The organism is Streptomyces sp. bgisy159 (genome assembly GCF_965341775.1).
GTDB lineage: Bacteria > Actinomycetota > Actinomycetes > Streptomycetales > Streptomycetaceae > Streptomyces.
In genome coordinates this window covers 47,408-73,511 of sequence record NZ_CBDQZH010000015.1, presented here as the reverse complement: position 1 = coordinate 73,511, position 26,104 = coordinate 47,408, and the positions used below count along the sequence as shown (strand labels likewise).

28 protein-coding genes and 1 riboswitch are annotated in these 26,104 nt (G+C 73.4%); of the genes, 8 read left to right on the top strand and 20 right to left on the bottom strand.

The annotated features are described in order from the left end of the window. Positions 1-95 precede the first annotated feature (95 nt). The 3 genes from ACSLTV_RS17055 to ACSLTV_RS17045 form a co-directional block, all read right to left on the bottom strand. Positions 96-1,265, bottom strand: coding sequence for an ROK family transcriptional regulator (locus tag ACSLTV_RS17055; RefSeq protein WP_432136957.1), 1,170 nt, complete (start codon positions 1,263-1,265; stop codon positions 96-98). Positions 1,266-1,365: 100 nt separating this feature from the next. Next, entirely contained in the window at positions 1,366-2,028 is a 663-nt protein-coding gene (locus ACSLTV_RS17050; RefSeq protein WP_435612426.1) for a response regulator, read from the bottom strand. Between the two features lie 102 nt (positions 2,029-2,130). After that, entirely contained in the window at positions 2,131-3,285 is a 1,155-nt protein-coding gene (locus tag ACSLTV_RS17045) for a sensor histidine kinase (protein WP_432136885.1), read from the bottom strand. A gap of 108 nt (positions 3,286-3,393) precedes the next feature. On the opposite strand from ACSLTV_RS17045, the gene ACSLTV_RS17040 reads away from it, so the two are divergent. Genes ACSLTV_RS17040 through ACSLTV_RS17030 form a run of 3 tightly spaced genes read left to right on the top strand, consistent with a single transcriptional unit; the run spans position 3,394 to position 5,542 of the window. After that, positions 3,394-4,314, top strand: a complete 921-nt coding sequence (locus ACSLTV_RS17040) for an ATP-binding cassette domain-containing protein (RefSeq protein ID WP_432136886.1) — start codon at positions 3,394-3,396, stop codon at positions 4,312-4,314. A 2-nt stretch (positions 4,315-4,316) separates the two neighbouring features. Further along, on the top strand, positions 4,317-5,042 hold the full coding sequence (locus ACSLTV_RS17035) for an ABC transporter permease (protein ID WP_432136887.1): 726 nt from the start codon (positions 4,317-4,319) through the stop codon (positions 5,040-5,042). Positions 5,043-5,098: 56 nt separating this feature from the next. Further along, a complete protein-coding gene (locus tag ACSLTV_RS17030) occupies positions 5,099-5,542 on the top strand; it encodes a hypothetical protein (protein WP_432136888.1) in 444 nt (147 codons plus the stop codon). Here the strand turns inward: ACSLTV_RS17030 and mug are convergent. The 8 genes from mug to ACSLTV_RS16990 all read right to left on the bottom strand — a co-directional run bounded on the left by mug (position 5,520) and on the right by ACSLTV_RS16990 (position 15,187). Continuing rightward, positions 5,520-6,098: a G/U mismatch-specific DNA glycosylase gene (mug, locus tag ACSLTV_RS17025; RefSeq protein WP_432136889.1), complete on the bottom strand. Its 579-nt coding sequence runs from the start codon at positions 6,096-6,098 to the stop codon at positions 5,520-5,522. The genes ACSLTV_RS17030 and mug overlap by 23 nt on opposite strands. Positions 6,099-6,111: 13 nt before the next feature. Further along, entirely contained in the window at positions 6,112-7,554 is a 1,443-nt protein-coding gene (purB, locus tag ACSLTV_RS17020; RefSeq protein ID WP_432136890.1) for an adenylosuccinate lyase, read from the bottom strand. Between the two features lie 73 nt (positions 7,555-7,627). Continuing rightward, positions 7,628-8,419, bottom strand: a complete 792-nt coding sequence (locus ACSLTV_RS17015) for an SGNH/GDSL hydrolase family protein (protein WP_432136891.1) — start codon at positions 8,417-8,419, stop codon at positions 7,628-7,630. 165 nt (positions 8,420-8,584) lie between these two features. Next, the gene (locus tag ACSLTV_RS17010) at positions 8,585-9,598 is read right to left on the bottom strand and encodes a hemolysin family protein (protein WP_435612425.1); all 1,014 of its coding nucleotides are present in this window, start codon (positions 9,596-9,598) and stop codon (positions 8,585-8,587) included. Further along, positions 9,595-11,052 (bottom strand): hemolysin family protein, encoded by a 1,458-nt coding sequence (locus tag ACSLTV_RS17005; protein ID WP_432157110.1) that lies wholly within the window; start codon positions 11,050-11,052, stop codon positions 9,595-9,597. Before ACSLTV_RS17005 ends, ACSLTV_RS17010 begins: the two co-directional genes overlap by 4 nt. A gap of 174 nt (positions 11,053-11,226) precedes the next feature. Continuing rightward, on the bottom strand, positions 11,227-11,652 hold the full coding sequence (locus tag ACSLTV_RS17000; protein WP_432136894.1) for a GNAT family N-acetyltransferase: 426 nt from the start codon (positions 11,650-11,652) through the stop codon (positions 11,227-11,229). A 120-nt stretch (positions 11,653-11,772) separates the two neighbouring features. After that, positions 11,773-14,340, bottom strand: coding sequence for an ABC transporter permease (locus ACSLTV_RS16995; protein ID WP_435612424.1), 2,568 nt, complete (start codon positions 14,338-14,340; stop codon positions 11,773-11,775). 4 nt (positions 14,341-14,344) lie between these two features. Continuing rightward, on the bottom strand, positions 14,345-15,187 hold the full coding sequence (locus ACSLTV_RS16990) for an ABC transporter ATP-binding protein (protein WP_432136896.1): 843 nt from the start codon (positions 15,185-15,187) through the stop codon (positions 14,345-14,347). Positions 15,188-15,409: 222 nt separating this feature from the next. Between ACSLTV_RS16990 and ACSLTV_RS16985 the strand changes: the two genes are divergently transcribed. Further along, positions 15,410-15,661: a toxin-antitoxin system HicB family antitoxin gene (locus ACSLTV_RS16985; protein WP_435612423.1), complete on the top strand. Its 252-nt coding sequence runs from the start codon at positions 15,410-15,412 to the stop codon at positions 15,659-15,661. 4 nt (positions 15,662-15,665) lie between these two features. Continuing rightward, positions 15,666-16,040, top strand: coding sequence for a fic family toxin-antitoxin system, toxin component (locus ACSLTV_RS16980; protein ID WP_432136898.1), 375 nt, complete (start codon positions 15,666-15,668; stop codon positions 16,038-16,040). 3 nt (positions 16,041-16,043) lie between these two features. On the opposite strand, the gene ACSLTV_RS16975 is transcribed toward ACSLTV_RS16980, so the two are convergent. From ACSLTV_RS16975 to bioB, 4 genes are all read right to left on the bottom strand, one after another. Next, on the bottom strand, positions 16,044-16,709 hold the full coding sequence (locus ACSLTV_RS16975) for a class I SAM-dependent methyltransferase (protein ID WP_432136899.1): 666 nt from the start codon (positions 16,707-16,709) through the stop codon (positions 16,044-16,046). 491 nt (positions 16,710-17,200) lie between these two features. Further along, positions 17,201-17,920 (bottom strand): dethiobiotin synthase, encoded by a 720-nt coding sequence (gene bioD, locus ACSLTV_RS16970; protein ID WP_432136900.1) that lies wholly within the window; start codon positions 17,918-17,920, stop codon positions 17,201-17,203. Then, positions 17,908-19,218 carry an adenosylmethionine--8-amino-7-oxononanoate transaminase gene (locus ACSLTV_RS16965; protein WP_432136901.1) on the bottom strand — a complete coding sequence of 437 codons (1,311 nt, stop codon included), beginning with the start codon at positions 19,216-19,218 and terminating at the stop codon, positions 17,908-17,910. Before ACSLTV_RS16965 ends, bioD begins: the two co-directional genes overlap by 13 nt. Further along, positions 19,211-20,434: a biotin synthase BioB gene (bioB, locus tag ACSLTV_RS16960; RefSeq protein WP_432136902.1), complete on the bottom strand. Its 1,224-nt coding sequence runs from the start codon at positions 20,432-20,434 to the stop codon at positions 19,211-19,213. The genes ACSLTV_RS16965 and bioB overlap by 8 nt, the downstream gene beginning before the upstream one ends. A gap of 148 nt (positions 20,435-20,582) precedes the next feature. On the opposite strand from bioB, the gene ACSLTV_RS16955 reads away from it, so the two are divergent. Further along, positions 20,583-21,713: an 8-amino-7-oxononanoate synthase gene (locus ACSLTV_RS16955; protein WP_432136903.1), complete on the top strand. Its 1,131-nt coding sequence runs from the start codon at positions 20,583-20,585 to the stop codon at positions 21,711-21,713. 54 nt (positions 21,714-21,767) lie between these two features. Here ACSLTV_RS16955 and ACSLTV_RS16950 read toward each other — a convergent pair whose 3' ends face one another. Beyond that, positions 21,768-21,992: a DUF397 domain-containing protein gene (locus ACSLTV_RS16950; RefSeq protein ID WP_432136904.1), complete on the bottom strand. Its 225-nt coding sequence runs from the start codon at positions 21,990-21,992 to the stop codon at positions 21,768-21,770. 13 nt (positions 21,993-22,005) lie between these two features. Then, entirely contained in the window at positions 22,006-22,872 is an 867-nt protein-coding gene (locus ACSLTV_RS16945; RefSeq protein WP_432136905.1) for a helix-turn-helix domain-containing protein, read from the bottom strand. Positions 22,873-23,084: 212 nt separating this feature from the next. Here ACSLTV_RS16945 and ACSLTV_RS16940 point away from each other — a divergent pair, with 212 nt between their 5' ends. Beyond that, complete coding sequence (locus ACSLTV_RS16940; protein WP_432136906.1) at positions 23,085-23,561, top strand: ATP-binding protein; 477 nt, start codon at positions 23,085-23,087, stop codon at positions 23,559-23,561. A gap of 155 nt (positions 23,562-23,716) precedes the next feature. On the opposite strand, the gene ACSLTV_RS16935 is transcribed toward ACSLTV_RS16940, so the two are convergent. The 3 genes from ACSLTV_RS16935 to ACSLTV_RS16925 all read right to left on the bottom strand — a co-directional run bounded on the left by ACSLTV_RS16935 (position 23,717) and on the right by ACSLTV_RS16925 (position 25,708). Then, on the bottom strand, positions 23,717-24,190 hold the full coding sequence (locus ACSLTV_RS16935; RefSeq protein WP_432136907.1) for a C40 family peptidase: 474 nt from the start codon (positions 24,188-24,190) through the stop codon (positions 23,717-23,719). 3 nt (positions 24,191-24,193) lie between these two features. Next, a riboswitch (cyclic di-AMP (ydaO/yuaA leader) is annotated at positions 24,194-24,313 on the bottom strand. A 442-nt stretch (positions 24,314-24,755) separates the two neighbouring features. After that, a complete protein-coding gene (locus ACSLTV_RS16930) occupies positions 24,756-25,064 on the bottom strand; it encodes a hypothetical protein (RefSeq protein WP_432136908.1) in 309 nt (102 codons plus the stop codon). A gap of 8 nt (positions 25,065-25,072) precedes the next feature. Next, the gene (locus tag ACSLTV_RS16925) at positions 25,073-25,708 is read right to left on the bottom strand and encodes an ATP-dependent Clp protease proteolytic subunit (RefSeq protein WP_435612422.1); all 636 of its coding nucleotides are present in this window, start codon (positions 25,706-25,708) and stop codon (positions 25,073-25,075) included. Positions 25,709-25,771: 63 nt separating this feature from the next. On the opposite strand from ACSLTV_RS16925, the gene ACSLTV_RS16920 reads away from it, so the two are divergent. Continuing rightward, positions 25,772-26,050, top strand: coding sequence for a type II toxin-antitoxin system Phd/YefM family antitoxin (locus ACSLTV_RS16920; RefSeq protein WP_435612421.1), 279 nt, complete (start codon positions 25,772-25,774; stop codon positions 26,048-26,050). Positions 26,051-26,104 lie beyond the last annotated feature (54 nt).

Below are 26,104 nucleotides of genomic sequence, written 5' to 3'. Positions count from 1 at the left end.
GAGTCCGGGACGCGGGCCGTACGGCCGTCACCGTCGCCGCGAGGGCGGATGACCGTCACCCTCGCCCAGGCCGGATGACCGTCACTCCGGCGCCGTCACCGGCGTACCGCCCGCCCCGCCGTCACCGTGCCCTCGACGGCGAAGAGCTGCTCCTCCACGTGGTCCAGCGCCAGCCGCAGCGCGCCCGTGGCCACCGCCGCCTCGCCCAGCAGCGACAGCGCGACCTTGGGCGGGCGCAGACAGTACCGGGCCAGTTCCCGGCGCAGCGGCTCCAGCACACCGTCCAGGCCGGCCGCCCAGCCGCCCACCACGACCAGCTCCGGGTCGAGGGCCAGCACCAGCGCGGCCACGTCGTGCACCAGCCGCTGGATGAACCGGTCCACGGCCGCCCGGGCACCCTGGTCGCCCTCGCGCGCCTTGGCGAAGACCGCGGCGACGGCCTGCTCGTCGAGCGGGTGCAACGGCTCGCCCGTGGTCGACAGCAGCGCCTCCGGCGTGACGTCCCGGCCGAGCAGATGCAGCGCCCCGATCTCCCCGGCCGCCCCGCCGTAGCCGCGGTGCAGCCGCCCCCCGATCAGCGACCCGGCGCCGGGGCTCAGGCCGGCGAGGACGAACACCACGTCGTCGGACTCGGTGGCGGATCCCTTCCAGTGCTCGGCCACGGCCGCCGCGTTGGCGTCGTTCTCCACCAGCACCGGGCACTTGAAGGAGCGGCTCAGCCGCTCACCGAGCGGCAGCCCGGTCCACTCCGGCAGCGCGGTGCCCAGCCGGATCCGGCCATCCGCCTCCACGATGCCCGGGGTGGCCGCCCCCACCGCGCGCAGCGAACCGCGTGGCACGCCCGCCCGGCGCAGCAGCTCGGCGACCGCCGTGCGCAGCCGCTCCAGGCGCTCGTCCGCCGGTGCGGCCGGGTCGACGTCCTTGGCCTGCGCGCCCATCACCCGCCCGTCCAGATCGGAGAGGAGCGCGGCCACCCGGTGGGGCCCGATCTCCAGACCGAGCAGATGTCCGGCCTCCGCCCGGAACCGGAACCGCCGGGCCGGCCGCCCCTGCCGCCGGGCCGCGCCCTCCTCGGCCGCCTTCTCCACCACCAGCCCGGCCGCGATGAGGTCCTCGACCACACCCTCCACGGTCGGCCGGGACAGCCCCGTCACCCGGGTGATCTCGGTCAAGGTCGCGCAGTCCGTGGCACGCAGCGCGTGCAGCACCACCGCGGAGTTGATCCTTCGCAGCAGCGAGGGATCCCCGCCGGTCAGCCGCCCCACCGTCCGTCCTCCCGGGTCGTGCGCGATGTTGGCCGGATCGTACTCGTCGCGGCGCACCCCGGCGAGCGCGGGCACCCGGTGGCATCGCCCGCCGCCGTCCTCACCCCGGTGTCACGAAGCCCGACTCGTACGCCTCGATCACCGCCTGCGTGCGGTCCCGCGCCCCCAGCTTCGCCAGCACCGCGCTCACATGCGACTTGACCGTCTGCGTGCCCACCACCAGCCGGGCCGCGATCTCCGCGTTGGACAGCCCACCCGCCATCAGCCGCAGCACCTCGGCCTCCCGGTCGGTCAGCCGGGCCCGGGCGGGCAGGTCACCGGCCGCGCGGCAGGCGTCGGCGCCGCCGTACTCGGCGGCCAGCCGCCGCACCGACGCCGGGAACAGCAGCGACTCGCCCTCGGCGACCAGCCGCACGGCGTGCACGATCTCGGCCGGCCGGGCCCGCTTCAGCAGGAACCCGTCGGCGCCTGCGCGCAGCGCCTCGTAGACGTACTCGTCGTTCTCGAAAGTGGTCACGACCAGGATCTTCGGCGGGTCGTCGACCGTGCGCAGCACGGCACGCGTGGCCTCTATGCCGTCCAGGAGCGGCATCCGCACGTCCATGGCGACCACGTCCGGCCGCAGTCGCCGCACCAGCGGGATCACCGCCGCTCCGTCGGCCGCCTCGCCGACCACCTCGATGTCGGGCTGCGCCTCCAGTACGGCGCGCAGACCGGCGCGCACCAGGGGTTCGTCGTCGACGAGGAGCACGGTCACCGGCATCCGCCCAGCCTAGTGGCCCCGCAGGACCCTCCTCGGCCGGCCAGGAGCCGCGTCCTTCGCCAGGCCGGGGGCCGCGTCCGACGCCTGCCGCGAGGCACGGGATCAGCCCAGCGGCAGCTCCGTGCGCACCAGCCAGTCGCCCCCGTCGGGGCCGGTCAGCGCCCGGCCACCCAGCAGCGCGGCCCGCTCCCGGATGCCCCGCAGCCCGCTGCCGCGCCCCGGACCGGGAGCGGCGGCGGGCAGCGGACTGCGCACCTCCAGGTCCAGTACGTCGGAGGCGACGTCGACACGCACGCGCACGGGAACCGCCCCCGCGTGCCGCAACACGTTCGTCAGCGCCTCCTGAAGGATGCGGTACCCCTCCCGGGACACCGGTGCGGGAACCCTCTCCAGAGCCCCCGTCAGCTCCACGTCGACCTCGGCGCCGGACGCGCGTGCCGACTCCAGCAGCCGGCCGGCGTCGGCCAGGGTCGGACGGCCGCTCACCGGGCGGCCGTCCTCCCGCAGGACGCCCAGCACCCGATCCAGGTCCTCGAGCGCGGTCCGCCCGGTCTCCTCGATGGCCCGCAGAGCCCGGTCGGTGAACCGGGGGTCGCCCGCCGCGCGCGCCGCGCCCGCCTGGACCACCGCCACCGTCAGCGCGTGCCCGATGGAGTCGTGCAACTCGTGGGCGATGCGGTTGCGCTCCAGCAGCTGCTCGGTGCGCTCCTCCAGCGCGGCCAGCCGTTCGGCCGCCGAGGGGCCGAGCAGGGCACGGGCCGCCGTCGTGATCAGTTCCCCCAGACCGGCCACCGCGCCGTAGAGCGCGACGAGCGGCACGGGCGCCAGGAGCGCCCACGCCCTGTGCGCGGGCAGCTCACGCACGACCGGCACGGCGCCGTCCGGGTGGCCGGCCGCGGCGGCGACCAGGTCGACGGTCAGCATCGGCAGCCACACGCAGACCAGCACGGTCAACGCTCCCAGGGCCATGCGCGTTTCGAGCCACAGCACGGTTCGCGCGCGGTCCTGCCAGGTGACCGACGGCGCGAGCGAGAAGCCCGCGTCCCGCTCGCCGGGGGTGAGCAGCCACTGTGCCTGGACCCCCTCGCCGGCCCGCACCGCCGGGATCAGCCCGACCGGCACCAGCACCAGCGCCGGCACCCACGGTGTCGACAGATCGATGAACAACCACACGCTCACGATCAGCATCGGCACCCACAGGTGCAGCAGACGCGTGTAGGTCGCCCCCCTGGTCAGGGGGCGCAGAAGCCGGGTCATCCGGCCATCGTGCCAGCCACCGCCGACGGCCACCTCCCCCGAGCGGGGGAGACGATCTCCACCGCCGGGGGAGGCCCCCACCGGGCGCGGACGGCCAGGCTGACGGCCATGACCAGCATCGACCTCAAGGACCTCACCAAGGACTACGGCGCCCGCCGGGCCGTGGACCACCTCACCGTCCGGGTACGGCCCGGCCGCGTCACCGGGTTCCTCGGACCCAACGGCGCCGGCAAGTCCACCACCATGCGGCTGGTGCTCGGCCTGGACCGGCCGACCTCCGGCTCCGCGACCCTCGGCGGCCGCCCCTACGCCACCCTTCCCGAACCCCTGCGCCACGTGGGCGCGCTGCTCGACCCGCAGGCCGCGCACGGCTCCCGGACCGGCCGGGACCACCTGCGCGTCCTGGCCGCGGCCAACCGGATCCCGGACCGCCGCGTGGACGAGGTGCTGGAGCGGACGGGCATCGCGTCGGTGGCCCGGCGCCGGGTGCGCACATACTCCCTCGGCATGCGCCAGCGGCTCGGCATCGCCGCCGCCCTCCTCGGCGACCCCGGGGTGGTGATGCTCGACGAGCCGTCCAACGGCCTCGACCCCGAGGGCATCGTCTGGATCCGCACGCTGCTGCGCCGCCTGGCCGAGGAGGGCCGCACGGTCCTGGTCTCCAGCCACCTGATGAACGAGACCGCGTCCTTCGCCGACCACCTCGTCGTCCTCGGCCGGGGCCGTCTGCTGGCCGACACCCCGCTGCGCGACTTCGTCCACGCGCGGGTGCGACCCGGAGTCAGGATCCGCACCACGGACGCCGCCGCGCTCGAGGCCGCCCTCTCCCGCCATGGCCACCGGGCGGCACCGCACGCCGACGGGCACTGGACGGTGGCCGGCGCGCGCGTGGACGACATCGGCCGCATCACGTCCGCCGCGGGCGTGCCCCTGCTCGAACTGGCCGCCGAGGAGGCCACCCTGGAACAGGCGTACCTCGATCTCACGGCAGCCGAAACCGAGTTCACCGCCCGGCCGCAGGAGGTCTGACCATGGAGTTCGCACCGGTGTTCCGCGCCGAGTGGCTGAAGATCCGTACGTTGCGCTCGCTCCTCGGGTCGCTGGCGGCGCTGTTCGTCGTGACGACGGCGTTCTCCGTGTCGGCGGCCGCCGCCGACACCGCGGACCCGGACTTCGACCCGTTGTTCACGGCCCTGGCCGGGGTGCTGCCCGGCCAGATCGCGGCCGTCTCCTTCGGGGCGCTGGCGGTGTCGTCGGAGTACCACGGGGGTGCGCTCCGGCTCTCGCTCGCCGCGGTACCGAGGCGCGGGCGGTGGTTCGCGGCCAAGCTGGCGGCCGTCGCCGCACCGACCCTGCTGGTCGGTCTGTGCACCGCGTGCGCCGCCCTGGCCGTGGCGCGGGCGGGGCTCGGCGGGGCGGCGGACGGGCTCACCGCGGGGCAGCAGACGCGCGGCGTCGTGGGCTGCGGGATCTACCTCATGCTGATGGCGCTGCTCGCGGCGGGCCTGACGGCGCTGCTGCGCAGCGGCGTCGCGACCCTGTCGCTGCTGATCCCGTTCATCCTGGTGGTGTCGTTCGTGATCGGCGACGCGGCGGGCACCGTCGCGGACTTCCTGCCGGACCGGGCGGGGCAGGTCGTCCTCCACGGCACGTCCGACGGTCCTCTCGGGCCGTGGACGGGGCTCGCGGTGACCGCCCTGTGGACGGCTGCCGCCCTCGCGGCGGGCGCGTGGAGCGTGCGGCGCAGGGACGCCTGACACGGCGCCGGGCTGACGCCCCGCCAATTGTCAGTGGCCGGGGCTTTACTGGAGGCATGGACATCGCACGCTGCCTGGACACCATCGACGTGCTGTGTGCCCGTGACCTCGCACAGGCGCCCGGCAGGACGGACGCCGGCGAGGCGGGCCCCGGCTACCTCATAGCGGAGTTAGCGACCAGCGACGACTTCTGGGACGACGACGGGACGGCACGGGAGGCGACAGAGGAGCAGTACGAGGCGGACCGGGACGGTCTGACGGAGCGGCTGACCGCCCGCTGGGGACCCCCGGACCGCTTCGGCCTGGCCGGCGTGCTGATCCGGTCCATGGAGGGCGAGGAGATACCGGAGCCCTGGCACGCCCTCAGCAACCACGTGCCGGACCTGCACCTGTGGCGCCTCCCGGGCTCGGACCGCTGGGTCGCCCTGGGCGTCTCCCAGTGGGACAAGGAACTGCCCTTCCAGCTCCTCGCGGTCGTCACCGAGGTCGATCCGCCCTGAGCGGCTCCTCGCGTGCGGCCGCCCGCAGCCGCGCGAACTCCTCGGCCATGGTCGCCGCCGTCCAGTGCGCGTTCAGCCCGCTGGGGTTGGGCAGCACCCACACGCGCGTGCCGTCGCCGACGGTCCGCTTCTGCGGTCCCACCTGTGCCTTGCGGTCGTCGAAGGCCGCCCGGTAGGCCGTCACCCCGACCACCGCCAGCCAGCGCGGCCGCAGCCGCGCCACCTTCGCGGTGAGCAGCCGCCCGCCCTCCCGGTACTCCTCGGCCGTCAGCTCGTCGGCCCGGGCGGTGGCCCGCGCCACGACGTTGGTGATGCCGAGCCCGTACGACAGCAACTCGCCCTGCTCGGCCGGTCGCAGCAGCCGCGGCGTGAAACCGGACAGGTGCAGCACCGGCCAGAAGCGGTTGCCGGGGCGGGCGAAGTGATGGCCGGTGGCGGCCGTCATCAGCCCGGGGTTGATCCCGCAGAACAGCACGTGGAGGCCCTCCGCGACCAGGTCCGGGACGAGCCGGTCGCGGGCGGCCTCCAGCTGCGCCGGGGTGAAGCGGGGGGTCATCGCCGGCCGGGGGTCAGAGGATCGCCCCGGGCGTGTAGCCGGCCGCCTCGGGACGCTGCTTGACGATCTCCTCGATCCGGCCGACGACCGTGGTGACCTGGTCGGCGGCGGCACCGGTGAAGGACAGCTTGTCGGCCATCAGCGCGTCCAGCTCGGCCCGGTCCAGCGGCAGCCGCTCGTCGGCGGCCAGCTTGTCCAGGAGCTCGTTGCGCTCGGCGCCCTGCTCGCGCATCGCCAGCGCGGACGCCACCGCGTTCTCCTTGATCGCCTCGTGTGCGAGCTCGCGGCCCACACCGGCGCGGACCGCACCCATCAGCACCTTGGTGGTCGCCAGGAACGGCAGATAGCGGTCCAGCTCGCGCGCCACGACCGCCGGGAAGGCGCCGAACTCGTCGAGCACCGTCAGGAAGGTCTCCAGCAGCCCGTCGAGAGCGAAGAACGCGTCCGGCAGGGCGACCCGGCGCACCACCGAGCAGGAGACGTCGCCCTCGTTCCACTGGTCTCCGGCCAGCTCGCCGGTCATCGACGCGTAGCCGCGCAGGATGACCATCAGGCCGTTGACGCGCTCGCACGACCGGGTGTTCATCTTGTGGGGCATCGCCGAGGAACCGACCTGGCCCGGCTTGAACCCCTCGGTCACCAGCTCGTGCCCGGCCATCAGCCGGATCGTCTTCGCCAGCGACGACGGCGCGGCCGCCAGCTGCACCAGCGCGGTCACCACCTCGTAGTCCAGCGAGCGCGGGTAGACCTGGCCGACCGAGGTGAACGCCTGCGAGAAGCCCAGGTGGCCCGCGATGCGCCGTTCCAGCTCGGCCAGCTTGGCGGCGTCGCCGCCCAGCAGGTCCAGCATGTCCTGAGCGGTGCCGACCGGGCCCTTGATGCCGCGCAGCGGGTAGCGGCCGAGCAGTTCCTCGACCCGGCCGTGGGCGACCAGCAGCTCGTCGGCGGCGGTCGCGAAACGCTTGCCGAGGGTGGTGGCCTGCGCGGCCACGTTGTGGGAGCGGCCGGCCATGACCAGCTCGCCGTACTCGGCGGCGAGCTTGCCCAGCCGCGCCAGCACCGCGACCGTACGGTCGCGGATCAGCTCCAGGGACAGCCGGATCTGCAGCTGCTCCACGTTCTCCGTCAGGTCCCGGGAGGTCATGCCCTTGTGCACCTGCTCGTGCCCGGCGAGGTCGTTGAACTCCTCGATCCGCGCCTTCACGTCGTGCCGGGTGACCTTCTCGCGCTCGGCGACGGAGGCCAGGTCGACCTGGTCCAGGACGCGCTCGTAGTCGGCGATCGCCGCGTCCGGCACCTCGATGCCGAGGTCCTTCTGGGCCCGCAGCACGGCGAGCCAGAGCTGACGCTCCAGCCTCACCTTCTGCTCGGGCGACCAGAGCGTGGCGAGCTCGGCGGAGGCGTACCGTCCGGCGAGGACGTTGGGGATGCGGGGCTTGGCGGGAGCAGCAGTCACGTGTCCAGAGTCTACTGGCGGTTCGTGCAGGCCAGCGCCATGGCTCCGTTCGGCGGAAGCTACGAGACGGCCGTCACGCCTCGGCGTCGGCGGCCGGCTCGTACGGCAGCAGCTCGGGCCGCTTCGCCGGCCGGCCGTCACCCGAGGAGCGGCCGGTCAGGCGACGGCCTATCCAGGGCAGCAGATGCTGCCGGGTGAAGCGGGCGTCGGCGGCGCGGCGGGCGACCCACCCGGGCGGCGCCGTCGCCGGTATCGGGGCGTGCCACCGCGGATCCTCCGGCGGGTAGCCGAGGCGTTGCCAGACCGCCTCGGCCACCCGGCGGTGCCCTTCCGCCGTCAGATGCAGCCGGTCGACGTCCCACATGCGCGGGTCGCCGAGCGCGGGAGCGCCGTAGAGGTCGACGACGACGGCGCCGTGCCGCTCGGCGAGGTCGTCGACGCAGGTGAACAGCTCCTCCATGCGCGGCCGGAACCGTTCCAGGACGGGCCCCTGCCGGCCCGGGCTGCGCATCAGCACCAATTGCTTGCAGGACGGGGCGAGCCGCTCGACCGCCTCCGTCAGCAGGCCCTTGACCCGGCCCATGTCGCACTTGGGGCGCAGGGTGTCGTTGAGGCCGCCGACCAGGGTGATCACATCGGCGCCCATCGCGGCCGCGACCCCCACCTGCTCCTCGACGATCTGGCTGATGAGCTTGCCGCGCACCGCGAGGTTGGCGTACCGGAAACCGGGCGCGCCGGCGGCCATCCGGCCCGCCAGCAGGTCGGCCCAGCCCCGGTAGGAGCCGTCGGGCATCAGATCCGACATGCCTTCGGTGAAGGAGTCGCCGACCGCGACCAGGCTGGAGTACATGGGGTTCGTCGTCATGGCGTCAGCGATGGTAACCCGGACACATACCCAGCGGTCGGTCGGCCTTAGGGCGGGCGGGCCTGCGAGGTGGCGGTCTTCATCGAGGACGCGGTCGACGAAGAGCACGTCCGGTACGGCGAAGACCGGCCTCCCCCGCCCGGCGGCGGAGGCCGGTCGGCCCGCTCACGCCCGCTGGCCGAACAGCTCGCGCAGCACGTCCTCCATCGTCACCAGCCCCGCCATCCGCCCGTCGGTGCCGAGCACGGCGGCCAGATGGGTACGGCTGCCCCGCATCGCGGTGAGCACGTCGTCCAGGGGCGTGGCCTCACGTACGCGTGCGATGGCGCGCATGTCCTGCAGTCGGAACGGCATGTCCCGCGGCGAGGTCTCCAGCGCGTCCTTGATGTGGAGGTAGCCGACGATGTGGCGCTCCTCGTCGACGACGGGGAAACGGGAGAACCCGGTCCCGGCGGACAGCCCCTCCAGCTCCTCGGGCGTGACGCCCACGCGCGCGTAGACGACGCGCTCCAGCGGCAGGACGACGTCGCGCACCGGCCGGCGGCCCAGCTCCAGTGCGTCGTGCAGCCGTTCCTGGGCGCGGTCGTCGATCAGGCCGGCCTCACCGGCGTCCTTGACGATCTGCGCCAGCTCGGCGTCCGAGAAGGTCGCCGCGACCTCGTCCTTGGTCTCGACGCGCAGCAGCCGCAGCAGGCCGTTGGCGAACGCGTTGACCGTGAAGATCACCGGGCGCAGCGTCCGCGCCAGGGTGACCAGCGGCGGCCCGAGGAGCAGCGCGCTGCGTACCGGCTCCGCGAGCGCGATGTTCTTCGGCACCATCTCGCCGAGCAGCATGTGCAGGTATGTGGCCAGCGCCAGCGCGATCACGAAGGACACCGCGTGCCCCGCGCCCTCGGGGACGCCCACCGCGTGGAACACCGGTTCCAGCAGGTGCGCGATCGCCGGCTCGGCGACCACGCCGAGGACCAGGGTGCACAGCGTGATGCCGAGCTGCGCGGCCGCCATCAGCGCGGAGACGTGCTTCAGCCCCCACAGCACGCTGCGCGCGCGCCGGTCGCCCTGCTCGGCGTACGGCTCGATCTGGGAGCGGCGGACGGAGATCAGGGCGAACTCCGCCCCGACGAAGAAGGCGTTGAGGACCAGGGTCGCCAGGGCGATCAGCAGCTGGACGGCGGTCACTTGTCGGCCTCCTGCCCGAAGGTCCCGGACGTCTTGTGCGTCCGGTGCGGCCGGTGCGGCCGGTGGCGCGGTTCTCGTGCCTCATGCGGCTCGGGCGGGGGTTGCGGCGCCTGCCGAGTCTCCCGCGTCCCGTACTCCTCCGCCTCGTCGTCGAGCGGCGCGCGCAGCAGGACCCGAGCGGCCCGGTGGCCGGAGGCGTCCACCACGTCCAGCCGCCACCCGGCGACCTCCACGGTGTCGCCGACGGCCGGTATCCGGCCCAGCTCGGTGGCGACGAGGCCCGCGAGCGTCTCGTACGGGCCCTCGGGGGCCTTGAGGCCCACGCGCGCGAGCTGGTCGGTGCGGGCGGCTCCGTCGGCCGAGAACAGCGCGTGGCCGGCGTCGTCGGAGCCCGCCGGGGCGAGGTCGGGCGTCTCGTGCGGGTCGTGCTCGTCGCGGACCTCGCCCACGACCTCCTCGACGATGTCCTCCAGGGTCGCCACCCCGGCCGTGCCGCCGTACTCGTCGATGACGACGGCCATGGTGCGCCGGCCGCCCAGCCGGTCCAGCAGCCGGTCCACGGTCAGGGACTCGGGCACCAGCAGCGGCTCGCGCATGATGTCGGAGACGGGCACGCGCGCGCGGCGCTCGGCGGGAACGGCCAGCGCGTCCTTGATGTGCGCGGTGCCGACGACCGCGTCCAGGCCGCCACGGTGGACGGGGAACCGGGAGAGTCCGGTGGCCCGGGTCGCGTTGGCCACGTCCTGGCAGGTCGCCTGGGCGTCGAGGGCGATGACCTGGACACGCGGCGTCATCACGTTCTCCGCGGTCAGGTCGGCCAGGTTCAGCGTGCGCACGAACAGCTCGGCGGTGTCCGGCTCCAGCGCGCCCTCCTTGGCGGAGTGCCGGGCCAGCGCCGCCAGTTCCTGCGGGCCGCGGGCCGAGGCGAGCTCCTCGGCGGGCTCCAGCCCGAAGCGGCGCACGATCCGGTTGGCGGTGTTGTTGAGATGGCTGATGAAGGGCCGGAACGCCGCGGTGAACCAGCGCTGCGCCGAGCCCACCCGCCGGGCCACCGTCAGCGGTGTCGAGATGGCCCAGTTCTTGGGCACCAACTCGCCGACGACCATCAGGAACACCGTGGACAGGGCGGTGCCCAGCACCAGCGCCAGCGAGCGGGACGTGGAGTCCGACAGTCCGACCGACTCCAGCGGTCCGGAGATCAGCGCGGCGATCGACGGTTCCGCGAGCATGCCGACGACCAGGTTGGTGACGGTGATGCCGAGCTGGGCGCCGGAGAGCTGGAACGTCAGGCTCCGTACGGCCTTGAGGGCACCCGCGGCGCCACGCTCACCCCGCGCCGCGGACCGCTCCAGAGCGCTGCGCTCGACGGTGGTCAGCGAGAACTCGGCGGCCACGAAGGCGCCGCAGGCGAGCGAGAGCAGAACCGCCACCAGCAGCAGAAGCACTTCCGTCATCGGGTCACCTCCGTCCCAGCATCGGACAGGGTGCGCGGGAACGCGCGACGGCGCGTACTGGGAGGTTCGCCCATGGGAGGACGCTCACGACCTTTCATACGGGAGCGAGTGCTCCACCCATGGTAAAGGATCGGCAAAGTGTCGTGCCGTGCGTCAGGTGACGAAGCGTCGGACTCAGTCCGCCAGCGGTCGCACCCAGCGCCGCCACCGCTCCTGCGGCGCGTAGCCCGCCGCCTCCCAGGCCCGGTGCGCCGTCTCGTTGCGGACCAGCACCATCGCGTCCGCGCGCCGCCCGCCCAGCTGGACGAACCGCTCGTGGGCCGCCGCGAGCAGCGCCGAGCCGATGCCCCGGCGGCGCCGGTCCGGATGCACCGCCAGCCGGTACAGGTGGCAGCGCCAGCCGTCGAACCCGGCGATCACCGTGCCGACCAGTCGCCCGCCCTCCTCCGCCAGCAGCAGGGCTTCCGGGTCACGGGAGACCAGCCGCTCCACCCCGTCCCGGTCGTCGCTGATGCTCGTGCCTTCCGCGGCGGTCCTCCAGAAGGCGAGCACGAGGTCCAGGTCCTCGGGCGTGGCCGCCCGTACACGCAGGTCAGTCATGATCGGATCCCAGCAGAGCCCGGGCGGACGCACCGGCGATTCCAGCATGCGGACGGCCGCTCGGGGACCACCCGGAACAAACGGCCGACTCCGCGGCGGGGGCGGACGGCCGCCCCCGCTTCACTCGTGCGCGATCGCCGCCAGCACGTTCATGCGGGACGCCCGCAGCGCCGGGAGCAGGGCCGCGACCACCCCGACGACCGCCGAGCCGATCACCACCGCGACCATCGTGCCCCACGGGATCGCCAGCGCCTCCATGCCCTGCAGCGCCAGAACCTGCTGGATGCACAGGCCCCACACCAGTCCCAGCGCCAGCCCCAGCACCGCTCCGAACACCGCGATCACCACCGACTCCAGCCGGATCATCCGCCTCAGCTGCCGCCGGGCGAGTCCGATGGCCCGCAGCAGCCCGATCTCCCGGGTGCGCTCCACCACCGACAGGGCGAGGGTGTTGACCACGCCGAGCACCGCGATGATGATCGCCAGTCCGAGCAGCGCGTACACCAGGTACAGCAGCACCGCGATCTGGTCGTGCACCAGTTGCTTGTAGTCGGCCTGGTCGCGCACCTGCACCTGCGGATACGGGTCCAGGCTGCGCTCCAGCCGGGTGCGCAGCGTGTCGGCGTCCGTGCCGTCGGCGGCGTTGACGTACAGCACGGAGTCCTGGCCGCGGGGTACGTACTTCTCGGCCGTGGCGATGCCGAAGAACATCCCGCCCTCCATGCCGAAGCCCTCGGCGGCGTCCTGGTCGGTGAGCGCGCCGACCGTCAGCTCGGTGCGCTGTCCGCCCGGGAACTCCACGGGCAGCACGCTGCCCGTGCGCACGTCGTGGTCCTTCGCGAACTGGACGTCCATCGCGATGTGACCCGGCGCCAGCGCCGCCGCCGAGTCGCCGCTCGCGTAGGTGATGTGCGCGATGTCGTCCACCTGCGCGTCGTATCCGGCGGCGGTCGTCGTGACCCGTTTCCCGTCCGGCAGGGTCACGGCGAGGGGAGCGAACCGCTGCCGCACGACCAGCCCGACGCCGTCGGTGTCGCGCACCGCGTCGGTGACCTCCTGGGAGAACGGGGTGAAGTTGGTGTTCTGGACGATGAAGTCGGCGCCCAGCGTCTTGTCGATCTGCTCGTCGAAGGACTTGGTCATGGAAGCGCTCGCCACCGACATCCCGCCCACCAGGGCCAGTCCCACCATCAGAGCCGCCGCCGTGGCACCGGTGCGCCGGGGATTGCGCAGGGCGTTGCGCTGGCTCATCCGGCCGATCGAGCCGAACAGGGCGGGGAAGGCCCCGCCCAGCACCCGGATCACCGGCCGCACCAGCAGCGGACCGGCGATCACGGTCGCGACCAGGGTGAGGACCACGCCCAGGCCGAGAAGCGAGGCGGCCGAGGAGGTCTTGGTGGCTGCGGCGCACCCCGCCAGCGCGGCGGCGCCGAACGCCCCGACGACCGAGCCGACGACCGCCCGCACCTTCAGCGGGCGGCCCACGCCGGCCATCTCGGCGTCCGTCAGCGCGGCCATCGGGGAGACGGTGGCGGCGCGGCGGGCCGGCAGATAGGCGGCGACGAAGGTCACGCCGAGGCCGACGGCGTACGCCGCGACGGGCGTGCCCCACCCGATGACCATCTCGGTGGCCTTCAGGTTCATGCCGAACGTGCCCATCAGCTTGATCAGCCCCGCCGCGAGGCCGATGCCGGTGGCCAGACCCAGCGTCGAGCCGACCAGGCCGAGCAGGACCGCCTCGGTGAGCACCGAGCGGCGCACCTGGCGGCGGTCGGCACCCAGGGCGCGCAGCAGCCCCAGCTCCCGGGTGCGCTGGGCGATCAGCATGGAGAACGTGTTGACGATGAGGAACACACCCACCAGGACGGAGATCCCGGCGAACCCCAGCATGACGTACTTGATCACGTCGAGGAATCCGCCCAGTTCCGCGGCGGCCGACTCGGCCTGCTCGTCGGCGGTCTTCACCTCGTACGTGCCCGAGCCGAGCGCCGCCGCGACCCGCTGCTTCAGCTCGGCGTCCGACACGCCCGGCGCCGCGTCCACCGAGATGGCGGTGGCCCGGTCCGCGGACCCGAGCAGCTTGACCGCGGCGGCCTCCGGATCGAGGAAGACCAGGGCGGCACCGGGGTTGGTGGTGGTGAAGGTGGCGATGCCGACGACCTCCACCTCGAAGGAGCCGGGCTGGGCCAGCACGGTGAGGGTGTCGCCGATACCGAGGTGCTTCTTGTCGGCTGTGTCCGCGTCGAGGATGGCCTCGTCCGCGCCGCGCGGGGCGTGCCCGGAGGTGAGTTCGACCGGGCTGCGGTCGGTGACGTACCAGTCGACGGCGATCGTGGGGGCGCCGGTCGTCGGGCCGACGTTCTCGTTGCGGCTGTCGACGACCGTGATGTTCTCGACGGCCACTTCGGCGTGCGCCGAGGCGACGCCGGGGACACCGCGCACCCGGTCGACGAGCGAGGCGGGCACGGTCTGGACCGCGCCCGTGGGAACGGAGGAGTCGAGGTCGTCCTTCGGCTCCACCGTCACGTCGGCCGCGGTCGACGCGAAGAGCCGGTCGAACGTCCGGGTCACCGTGTCGGAGAAGATCAGACTGCCCGCGACGAACGCCACCGACAGCAGCACGGCGAGGGCGGACAGCAGCAGCCGCCCCTTGTGGGCGAGAAAGCTTCTGAGCGTGGCCTTCAGCACCGGCTCAGTCCTCTCGGCGGGTGTCGTCGGCCGGGCCCGTGCCCGGGGCGGCCTCGGTGCCGTCCGCCTTGCCGCGGATCGCGTCGAAGCGTTTCATCCGTTCCAGCACCGCCTCCGCCGTCGGCTGCTCCATCTCGTCCACGATCCGCCCGTCGCCCAGGAACAGCACCAGGTCGGAGTGGGCGGCGGCGCCCGGGTCGTGGGTGACCATGACGACCGTCTGGCCCAGCTCGTCCACGGACTTGCGCAGGAAGCCCAGCACCTCGAGGCCGGCCCGCGAGTCGAGGTTGCCGGTCGGCTCGTCGGCGAAGATCAGCTCGGGGCGGGAGACCAGGGCCCGCGCGCAGGCCACCCGCTGCTGCTGGCCGCCGGAGAGCTGGGTGGGCCGGTGGCCAAGACGGTCCCGCAGCCCGAGCGCGTCGACGACCTCCCGCAGCCACGCCTGATCGGGTTTGCGCCCGGCGATGTCCATGGGCAGCGTGATGTTCTCGGCGGCGGTCAGCGTGGGGATCAGGTTGAAGGACTGGAAGACGAACCCGACCCGGTCGCGCCGGAGCCGGGTCAGCTCGCGCTCCCGCAGCCCCGTGATCTCGGTGTCGCCGAGCCAGACCTGCCCGGCGGAGACGCTGTCGAGCCCGGCCAGGCAGTGCATCAGTGTGGACTTCCCGGACCCCGAGGGGCCCATCACGGCGGTGAAACGCCCGCGCATGATGTCCACGTCGACCGAGTCCAGGGCCACCACGGCGGTCTCACCCGTGCCGTACGCCTTGGTCAGGCCGCGGGCGCGGGCCGCGACCCCATCGGCCTCGGCCAGACCGGGAGCGTGCTGCGCGACTGGGGTGGACAAGGCGGCCTCCTCGTACGCGGGAACGTTGCTGGATCTCCGGCCGAGCCTAATGTGGCGCACCGGGCGGCCGGTATCGTTCCGGCGGCCGATGTCGTTTCGTGCTCAGGTCTTGTCCCGGATTCTCGTGTAAGGGGCATGCTCCATCCGGGGGAGGAGTCGCGGCCCGGTGCCCCGCCCGGGGCACTCTTGCCGGTACTAGCGCTCCGGCGCTAGCGTCGGGACATGGCCAAGACCCAGCTGAACGTACGCGTCGACGAGGGCACCGCCCGGGCCGCCCGCGAACGCGCGCTCGCGCGCGGCATGAGCGTCAACCGCTACATCGAAGAGCTGGTCAGACAGGACACCGGAGACACCGGGCACACCTTCGTCGAGGCCGCCGCCGACTTCATGAAGCAGTACGAGGCCGTCTTCGCGGAGGAGTTCGGCGCCGATCGCCGGAGCACCCGCGACGGCGCCCGCGAAGACCGCCGCTGAACCGTTGGGCGAGCTGAAGATCGACCTCGCCTGGCTGCTGATGCTCGCCGAGCAGCGGACGCCGGGGGACCCCCAGGTCACCGACTGGGGCGCCCTCGTCGCCGCCGTCGCACGCCATCAGGCCGAAGTACTCGGCCGCCCCGTCTACGGCACGCCGTACGAGCGGGCCGCGTCACTGCTGCAACTCCTCATCCACGTCCCGGCGCTGGAGCACTCCAACGCGCTGTTCGCGTCGGCGGTCGCCTACGCCTGTCTGGTGGCCGGCGGGCTGAAGGTGGTCACCTCCGCCGAGCAGGTCCGTGACCTGGCCCGGCTGGTCAAGAGCGGCGAAGCGTCGGTGGACGACATCGCGCGTGAGCTGCGCGCGTGGTGCGAGTGAGCCTCACGCTCCGGGGTCCGCGGACCGGCGTGCCGAACCCAGCGCACAGTACGAACTGGGCAGCGCGGGACCCTTCTCCGGCACCACCAGCCGCCGGTACGGGCCGGTCTCGAAACCGGCGGCCCCGATCTCGGCCACCGGGTCCCGCCCCACATGACAGCCGCCGAACAGCCGGGGCCACACGGTCCGGTCCAGGGCGCGCTGGGTCAGCCGCATGGCCCGGCCGCCGCCCCGCCCGTGCTCGAAGAACCGCAGTTCACCGCCCGGTTTCAGGACCCGCCGGATCTCCCGCAGCGCGCGCTCCGCGTCCCGCACGCTGCACAGCACGAGCGACAGCACGGCGGCGTCGAACGCCTCGCTCTTGACCGGCAGCGCCTCCGCCATGCCGGGCGCCACGTCCACCGGGACCTCCGCGCGCCGGGCCGCCGTCAGTGCGGCCTCCCGCAGCCGGCGTTCCGGTTCGATCGCCACCACCTCGGCGACGGTGCGCGGATAGTGGGCGAAGTTCAGCCCGTTGCCCGCGCCGACCTCGATCACCCGGCCGGACAGCCCAGCCAGCAGTTCGGTCCGCAGCGGCCCGACCACAGGCTCCGCGGTCACGCTCCAGCGGGCGTAGAAACGGGCGAAGAGGGGGTGGTGGACGGCGTCCTTGGCGGCTGCTGACGACATGACGGACCTCCTGCGGGCGGATACCGCTACCGCGATTCTGCCCTCGCACGCCCGGGGCCACCCCCACGGCCGCGGCCCCGCCGCGGGCGAGCCGGGTCAGGTGCTGCGGCGCCCCGGGCCGCCACGCCCGCCCGGGCGGTGCCGCGACGGCGCCGACGACACCCCGGACCCGTGGGCCGGCCCCGCGCAGCCCTACGCCTTCCTGCCCGCCGCTCCCCGGCCGACGGACCGACGAAACCGGTGGCGGAGCCGTTTCCGCACCGGACAGGGGCGGGGCGTACGGCGTGGCGTCGGCGCTCCCGGGCACCGTCCCGTACGCCGGCTCGCAACCGGAGCGAGCCGGGCCGACCACCCCGAGCGCCGACACCCGCGGATGCGGGGCCCGTCCGCCGGCGTCGCTCACGGCCTGCCCGCTGCCGACCGGCGGTCGAACGGTGGTCCGTCGCAGTCGCCGTCGCCGCCCGCTTCCCTGCGGTCGAACGGTGGTGGGGCTACGCGGTGGCCGCGCGTTCCCGGAACTCCTGGGCGCCCCAGGTGCCGTCCAGCCGCGGGGCCAGCCAGCCCGGGGCCGCCGCGCGGAAGCCGGCGGGGGGCAGGCTGCCGGCGCCCGCCGGAAGGGCGCCGAGCAGGGGGGCACCGGAGACCTCCGGCAGGTCGGTGACGTTGCACCGCATCGCCAGGTCCGGCGCGTCGGGCCAGCTGCCGATCACCACGCCCAGCAGTTCCAGACCCCGCAGGCGCAGCTCACGGGCCGTCAGCTCGGTGGTGTTCAGCGTGCCCAGCCCGGCGGCGGCGACGACCAGCACCGGCGCCCGCAGCAGCCGCGCCGCGTCGGCCAGCGTGCCGCCCGCCTCGTCGAACCGGACGAGCAGCCCGCCCGCGCCCTCCACCAGCACCAGGTCGTGCTCGGCAGCCAGCTTCTGGGCGGCCTCGGCCACCTCGGCCGGCCGCACCGGCGCCAGCCCCGCCCGCCGCGCCGCCGTCGCGGGCGCCAAGGGCTCGGGATACCGGGCGAGTTCGGCCGTGGTCACCGGTCCGGCGAGCCGCGCGACCTCGTCGGCGTCGCCGCGCTCGTCCGGTCGTACGCCGGTCTGCGCCGCCTTCAGCACGGCGACCGAGCGGCCCGCGCCGAGCGCCGCCGCCGCGACGGCCGCCGTGGTGACGGTCTTGCCGACCTCCGTACCGGTTCCCGTGACGATCAGGATCGGCATGCTCGGTCTCCTCCCGCCGCAGGCTCGGCCGCCGCGGCGCACACCGCGCGGGCGATCCGCGCCAGGTCCGCGTCCCCGGTGACGTACGGCGGCATCGTGTAGATCAGATCACGGAACGGCCGCAGCCAGACGCCCTCGCGGACCGCGGCCCGCGTCGCCGCCACCATGTCGACGGGATGGTCGAGCTGGACCACTCCGATCGCCCCGAGGACCCGGACGTCGCGGACGTTCGGCAGTGCGGCCGCCGGCGCGAGCCCCGCGCGCAGTCCCGCCTCGATCCGCTTGACCTCCGCCCGCCAGTCCTGCCCGAGCAGCAGTTCGATCGACGCGCAGGCGACGGCCGCCGCCAGCGGGTTGCCCATGAACGTCGGCCCGTGGGCGAGGACCGGTACCTCGCCCCGCGAGATCCCGTCGGCCACCCGCGCCGTGCACAGCGTGGCCGCCAGCGTCAGATAGCCGCCGGTCAGCGCCTTGCCCACGCACATCACGTCCGGGGTCACGGCCGCGTGCTCCGCCGCGAAGAGCGCGCCGGTGCGCCCGAACCCGGTGGCGATCTCGTCGAACACCAGCAGCACACCGTGCGCGTCGCACGCCTCGCGCAGCACCCGCAGATACGCGGGGGAGTGGAACCGCATCCCGCCCGCGCCCTGCACCACCGGCTCGACGATCACGGCCGCCAGTTCACCGGCGTGCCGCTCGACCGCCGAGCGCAACCGCTCCGCGTACGACTCCTCGTACTCGGCCGGCGGCGCGTCCACGAACACCTGCCGGGGCAGCACCCCGGTCCACAGCTCGTGCATCCCGCCCTCGGGGTCGCACACGGACATCGGCTGCCAGGTGTCCCCGTGGTAGCCGCCCCGCCAGGTCATCAGCCGCCGCTTCTCCGGACGGCCCAGCGAGCGCCAGTACTGCAGGCACATCTTGACCGCGACCTCGACCGACACCGAACCCGAGTCGGCGAGGAACACGTGCTCCAGCCCGTCCGGCGACATGTCGACGAGAAGCTTCGCCAGCCGGACGGCGGGCTCGTGGGTGAGCCCGCCGAACATGACGTGGCTCATCCGGCCCAGCTGCTCGCGCGCGGCCTCGTTGAGCACCGGGTGGTTGTAGCCGTGGATCGCCGACCACCAGGACGACATCCCGTCGACCAGTTCCCCGGACCCGTCCGCCGGACGCAGCCGCACCCCGCTCGCCGACTCGACGACGAGCGGCTCGGTGCGGCCGGGCATCGGGCCGTACGGGTGCCAGACGTGCCGCCGGTCCAGCTCCAGCAGCTCGCGCACGCTCAGGTCAGGCATTGGGCGCGAGGTCCGTCCCGGCACCCCTGCGGCGTACGGCGACCAGGTCGGGGCGCGGCTCGTGAGCGGCCGCCGGCGCCTCGGCCGCCGTACCGCAGACACCGCCGCCCTCGTGCGACCCGCAGCCCGTGCCGGCCTGCGACCCGCACCCGGCGCTCTCGTGAGAGCCGCATCCCGCGCTCTCGTGGGAGCCGCAGCCCCCGCCGGCCGTCGCCCGGTGCTCCGGCAGGGTCACCTGGTCGGCGCCCTCCACCTCGAAACCGGCGTCCGCGATCATCTCCAGGTCGGCCTTGCCGGCCTGGCCCTCGCTGGTGAGGTAGTCACCGAGGAAGATCGAGTTGGCCAGGTGCAGGGCGAGCGGCTGCAGGGTCCGCAGGTGCACCTCGCGGCCGCCCGCGATGCGCACCTCCACGTCCGGGCAGACGAACCGGACCATCGCGAGGATGCGCAGGCACCGCTGGGGCGTGAGGTTCCACTCCTTGGCGAGCGGCGTGCCCTCGAAGGGGATGAGGAAGTTCACCGGAACGGAGTCCGGGTCCAGCTCGCGCAGCGAGTAGACCACGTCGACCAGGTCCTCGTCGCTCTCGCCCATGCCGGCGATGAGCCCCGAACAGGCCGACAGGCCGGCCGCGTGCGCCTTGTGCACGGTGTCCACGCGGTCCGCGTAGGTGTGCGTGGTCGTGATGTCCCCGTACGTCTCCTCGGACGTGTTGAGGTTGTGGTTGTAGGCGTCCGCGCCGGCCTCGCGCAGCCGCTCCGCCTGGCCGTCGGAGAGCAGGCCGAGGCAGGCGCACACCTCGACGCCCTCGTTCTGCTCCTTGATCGTCTTGATGGTCTCGGAGACCCGGTCCACGTCCCGGTCCGTCGGCCCGCGCCCGCTCGCCACCAGACAGACCCGCTTGGCACCGCCGGACAGGCCCGCGGCCGCCGCCTCGGAGGCCTGTTCGGGCTTGAGCCAGGTGTACTTCAGGATGTCGGCCTTCGAGCCGAGCCGCTGGGAGCAGTACGAACAGTCCTCGGGGCACAGCCCGGACTTCAGATTGACGAGATAGTTGAGTTTGACCCGTCGCCCGAACCAGTGACGGCGCACCTTTCCGGCCGCGGCCACCACGTCGAGCAGGTCGTCGTCGGACGTGGCCAGGACGGCCAGCGCCTCCTGGCGGGTCGGCAGCTCGCGCCGAAGCCCCTTGTCCACCAGCGTGTTCAGCAGGTCCATAAAACGTGATCCTGTCCTACGCACCCGCCTCCGGCCAAGGTAGGGATCGCACAACACACCCGGTTTGACGTGTGGGTATTGCCACACCCTGGGTGGCGGGCCGGACCGCTAGGGTCTGTGCGCTACCTACAAAAGCCCCGGAGGACCCATGGCGTTCGGCTGGATCGACGAACAGGCGGAGCGGCGCCGCCGCGTCGGACTCGTACGGACCCTGCGCCCCCGCCCCGCCGACTCGCCGCTGCTCGATCTCGCCAGCAACGACTACCTGGGCCTGGCCCGCCACCCCGAGGTCGTGGAGGGCGCCGCCGCGGCGGCCCGGACCTGGGGCGGCGGCGCCACCGGCTCCCGGCTGGTCACCGGCACCACCGAGCTGCACGCCGAGCTGGAGCGCGAGCTGGCCGGGTTCTGCGGCTTCGAGGCGGCCCTGGTCTTCTCCTCCGGGTACGCGGCGAACCTGGCCGCCGTCACCGCGCTGACGACCCCGCGCGGTTCCCTGATCGTCGCCGACGCCGACAACCACGCCTCCCTCATCGACGGTTGCCGGCTGGCCCGCGCCGCCACCGAGGTGGTGCCGCACTCCGACCCGGAGGCGGTGCGCAAGGCGCTGCGCGCCCATGACGGGCCGGCCCTCGTCGTGTCCGACACGGTGTTCTCCGTGGACGGCGACGCCGCCCCGCTGACGGCACTGGCCGCCGCCTGCCGGGAGTACGGCGCCGGACTGGTCGTGGACGACGCCCACGGCCTCGGCGTGCTGGGCGCGGGCGGGCGTGGCGCCCCGCACGCGGCGGGTCTCGCGGGCGCCGACGACCTGGTCGTCACCGTCACCCTGTCCAAGGCGCTGGGCAGTCAGGGGGGCGCGGTGCTCGGCCCGGCACGGGTGATCGCCCATCTGGTGAACACGGCCCGCAGTTTCATCTTCGACACGGGCCTCGCCCCGGCGGCGGCGGGAGCCGCCCTGGCCGCCCTGCGGCTGCTGCGCCGCGAACCGGAACGGGCGGCACGGGTGCGTGCGGTGGCGGGCGAGCTGCACACCCGGCTGACGGCCTCGGGTCTGACGGCGGTCCGTCCGGACGCCGCGGTCGTCTCGGTGCGCGCGCCCTCGCGGGACGAGGCCGTGCGGTGGGCGGCCGACTGCCGTGCGGCCGGTCTGGTCGTGGGCTGCTTCCGTCCTCCCTCCGTGCCCGACGGTGTCTCACGGCTCCGGCTGACCGCGCGGGCGGACCTCACCGAGGCACAACTGGAGCACGCGGTACGGGTGATCGGCGAGACGCGGCCGTGAGCGGGCGGTCCACGCCCGTGTCCCGGCGGGGCGCGGCGGTCGCCGCGGCCGTGGTCAGCGCAGCGCGGCCGTGAAGTCCGTCCAGCTCTCGGGCGAGAAGAGCAGCGCGGGTCCGGACGGGTTCTTCGAGTCGCGTACGGCGAGCCGTCCGGCCCAGGGCCCGGTGGCCGGGCGGGCGGTCTCGACACAGTTGTTGGCTCCCGTGCTGTAGCTGCTGCGCAGCCAGCGCACGTCGGCCGGTCGGGGGGTGGAGGGGACGTGCCGAGGCGATGCGGTCATGGGGGGTGCCTCCTTATGCACCGCCGTCACCTAGTGCGGCGATGAAATCCAGCGAGTCCTCGGGCGAAAGGGCGTGGATCCGAAGGGCGTCGAAGGCCTCGGTGTAGGCCCGGAGGTCTTCTTTCCGCTCCAGATAGAGGCTACTCGTCAAGTGGTCGAGAACAACCACATCCAGATCAGAAGTGCTCGAAAATGAGAAGACAACGAAAGGTCCGGTGACCCCGATGTGCGCCCCGGCGGCGAACGGCAGCACCTGCAGCCGCACTTGGGGCAGGCGCGCGGCGCTCACCAGGCGGCGCAGCTGCTCCGCCATCACCTCGGGGCCGCCGACCTCGCGACGCAGCACCGCCTCGTCGAGTACCGCGGACAGCCGCAGCGGCGGATTCGCCCGCAGGACGTCCTGCCGGGCCAGCCGGACCTCGACCAGCGTGTCCAGGCGGTCCTCGGACACTCCCTCCACCGCGGCCCGGGTCACCGCGCGTGCGTAAGCAGCGGTCTGCAGCAGCCCCGGGACCACGGTGGTCTCCAGCGTGCGCATCGCGGTGGCCTGCGACTCCAGGCTGATGAAGTCCCGGTAGGTGGGCGGCAGCACGCCTCGGTAGGCCTGCCACCAGTGCTCCCGTCCGGCGCCGGCGCCGTCGGCGCCGGCCAGCATCAGCATGAGCCGGCGCAGCTGGGGGTCCGCGACGCCGTAGGTGTCGAGCAGTAACCGGACGTCGGACGGTTTCGCACCGCTCGTCCCGGTCTCGATGCGGCTCACCTTGGACTGGTGCCACCCCGCCAGCCGGGCCGCCTCACCACTGGTGAGACCCGCGCGGGTGCGCAGCGCACGCAGCTCGGCGCCGAGTTTGCGGCGGCGCACCACGGGGCCGTGCTGCATGGAGTACTCCCAACTGCCGACGAACCCCCGGGCAACGCGCTGCCGTGGCAGAGTTCACCGCTTCGGGGGACAGATATATGCATATCTTGGTGGATCGCCCCCGTGACCGGTGCGGCAATGGCAGGCTGACGACGAAGCACCAGTCCGGGACCGTACTCGAACCATCCGCAGCGTGTCGGACTCCGGTCCCGCGGGAAAGGGACGACGTCGCCATGGCAGACCACCTGGAAGCATCCGTCACCCTGCCGAGCGATCCCGGCTCGGTCGCGGCAGCGCGCGCCTTCGCCGTCGGCACCCTGGGGGAGTGGGGGCTGCCGGTGGACGCCGACCTCGCGGACACCATCCGTCTGATCGTCTCCGAACTCGCCACCAACGCCGTACAGCACACCTTCGGGAGATCACCCACCTTCACGGTGGACCTGGTTCTCGAACACGACGAGAACCTGCGGGTGGGTGTCACCGACAGCCACCCGCGCTTCCCCAGACGCCTCCCGGCCGCCGTTCAGCAGGACAACGGCCGCGGCATGGTCATCATCCGCTGCCTCACCGCCGAGTGCGGCGGCAGGCTGCGCGTACGGCCCACCCGCGAGGGCGGCAAGACGGTGTCCGTAGAGGTCCCTTGGGCCGTCCCCGCCGAACAGGTGACCATGGCGGGCCCCCAGGACATGGCGGGCCCCCAGGAGCAGTAGCCCCCGGAATCCTGTCCCGTCTACCGCTGCCCCGGCCGTTCGTGCCCCCGTGCCCCCCGTGTCCCTCATCCGCCGCCCCGCCGGACACGGCCCGCGGGGCGGCGGCGGGCAGGCCCCGGAAGGGTTGTCAGGGAGTCCGCTCCGGGGCCTGGGAATCAGCGGACGCGCCCGTACCAGACACTCCTGGTCCAGAGCTTCTGCAGCTTCACGACGTCCCCCGTCTTCGGCGAGTGCCAGATCTTGTTGTGACCGGCGTAGAGACCGACGTGGTACACGTTCGACCCGGAGTGGAAGAAGACCAGGTCACCGGGTTTGCGGCTGGACGCGGAGACGTGTCGCGTCCGGTTGTACTGCTGGGCCGCCGTCCGCGGCAGGCTCTTGCCGGCCTTCTTGTACGAGTACATCGTCAGCCCGGAGCAGTCGAAGCGGTGGGGGCCGGCGGCGCCGTACCGGTAGGGCGAGCCCTTCTTCGAGGCCGCGATCTGCAGGGCCTTCGTCGCCGGCGTGACGGCCTCCGCGTCGGCGGCGGCACCCGGGACCACGATCGAGCCGCCCACGGCGGCGATGGCGAAGGCCGAGGCCGTACCGGCCCGGACCATGAGGGACGGGACACGATTGAGCGCGGTCATGCGCAACCCTTCGTCAGCCGCCTGTGAAGGATGACCTGTCGGATTCGGGCTGGCGAAGTTGCCCGGCCGCTGACGCGGCTTCACCCCAAGAGTCCCTCGGTCCGGTCATGGCGTGACCGTGCCGGCGACCCGTCGTGCTCGGGTCCTCCACTCCTGCCGAACCATCCTGTCGACCGGTCGTCCGGGCGGCGGCAGGACTCGGCGTCCGCCCGGACCGCCCCGCCGCTTGTGGCGGGGGCTTGTCGTCAGTCAGGGATCTTGGCTGACCGATGTCCGAAAATCCCAACGGAACCGAGGATTTGTGGTGTTACTCACCACTCACCCGTTCGGGTGGACATCCCGATCCGCGACCTGGTGTCAAGAGGCCCATGACCCTGCGGACCAGCGAAGAAATGTCCCGATACGACCCGAAGCTACGCGCGTCGCGCAAGCCGGGGACCCTCGCCGCTGGTCGAAAATTCGGTCCCTCGGTACTCCAACCGTGGGTAACTCCCTTGGGCCGTTTGAATCGCGGTCAGGACACCCGCCGCACCCGGCCGTCGGGCGGCACCCGGTGGCGGGTGGGTCAACTGTCGGAGAGCGGCGGCAGGGCGACGCGCGCCGTGCGGCGGTCGCCGTCCAGCACGCGCAGCGCACGCGCCAGCGTGGGTGCGTGGACCTCGCTCTCTCCGCGCTGGTGCATCAGTTCCAGGGCGTCCCGCAGCGCGATCGCCTTGCCGACCAGGGTCTGGGCCGCTCGCAGCCCGCCGTAGGTGTCACCGGGGCGGGACGGATTGATCCGGCCGATCAGATCGACCACGTCGAGGTAACGGTCGATCAACTCCGCCTCCGCGCGCGTCAGAGCGGGCAGGGGCGGCAGCTCGGGGGGCAGCATCGACCGTCTCACCTCCCGCCGGACCCGGAGAGCGACTCGGTGCGCCCGGCCACGATCCGGTCCGCCAGCCCGTACTCCACCGCCTCCCGCGCGTCGAGCACCCGCTCCCGCTCGATGTCCGCGCTCACCCGTTCCCGGTCGCGCCCGGTGTACCGGGCCAGTAGCTCCACCAGCAGCGCCCGCAGCCGTGTCAACTCCTCGGCCTGGAGGGCCAAATCGCTCGCCTGGCCGGTCACCGGGCCGGACAGCGCCGGCTGGCGCAGCGTCACGCGCGCCCCGGGCAGCACCTGCCGCTTGCCCGGGGCGCCCGCCGCGAGCAGTACCGCGGCGGCGGAACCGGCCCGGCCGAGGCAGGTGGTGGCGACATCGCAGCCCACGTACCGGATGGTGTCGTGGATCGCCGCCATGGCGTCGAGCGAACCGCCCGGCGAGTTGATGTACAGCGCGATGTCCCGGTCGGGCTCCCGGTGCTCCAGATGGAGGAACTGGGCCACCACGTCGTTCGCCGACGTCTCGTCGACCGGTGTGCCGAGCAGCACGATCCGCTCCTCCAGCAGCTTCCCGTACGGATCCGTCGTGCGGTGACCGGGGCCGGTGCGCTCGGTGAACTCGGGCAGAACGTGACGGGCTGACGGCCGGATCATGTGAGCCCCCTCCTTCGGCGTCCGTAAAAAATGTACAGGACGTACATGACGTAAGGTGGGAGCATGGCCTACGAGATCCCAGTGACGCAAGCCCGGGCTGAGCTCGCCGAACTGATCAACCGGGTGGTGTACGGCGGAGAACGGGTCGTCGTGACCCGGCACGGCAAGCCCCTCGTCGCCCTGGTCTCCGCCGCCGACCTGGAACGCCTCGACGCCCTCGACGCCCCCATCACCGACCAGGTGATCAGCTCGGTCTCCGCGGTGCGCGAGGCCGGGGCCGCCGCCCGCGAGCATCGCCGGTTCGGCATCGCGGCGGAACATCCGGGGTCGAACCCGTCCTGACGGACTCGCCGGCCCCGTACCGAGGCCGGCACCCGCCGAGCGGAGGGCGCGCCG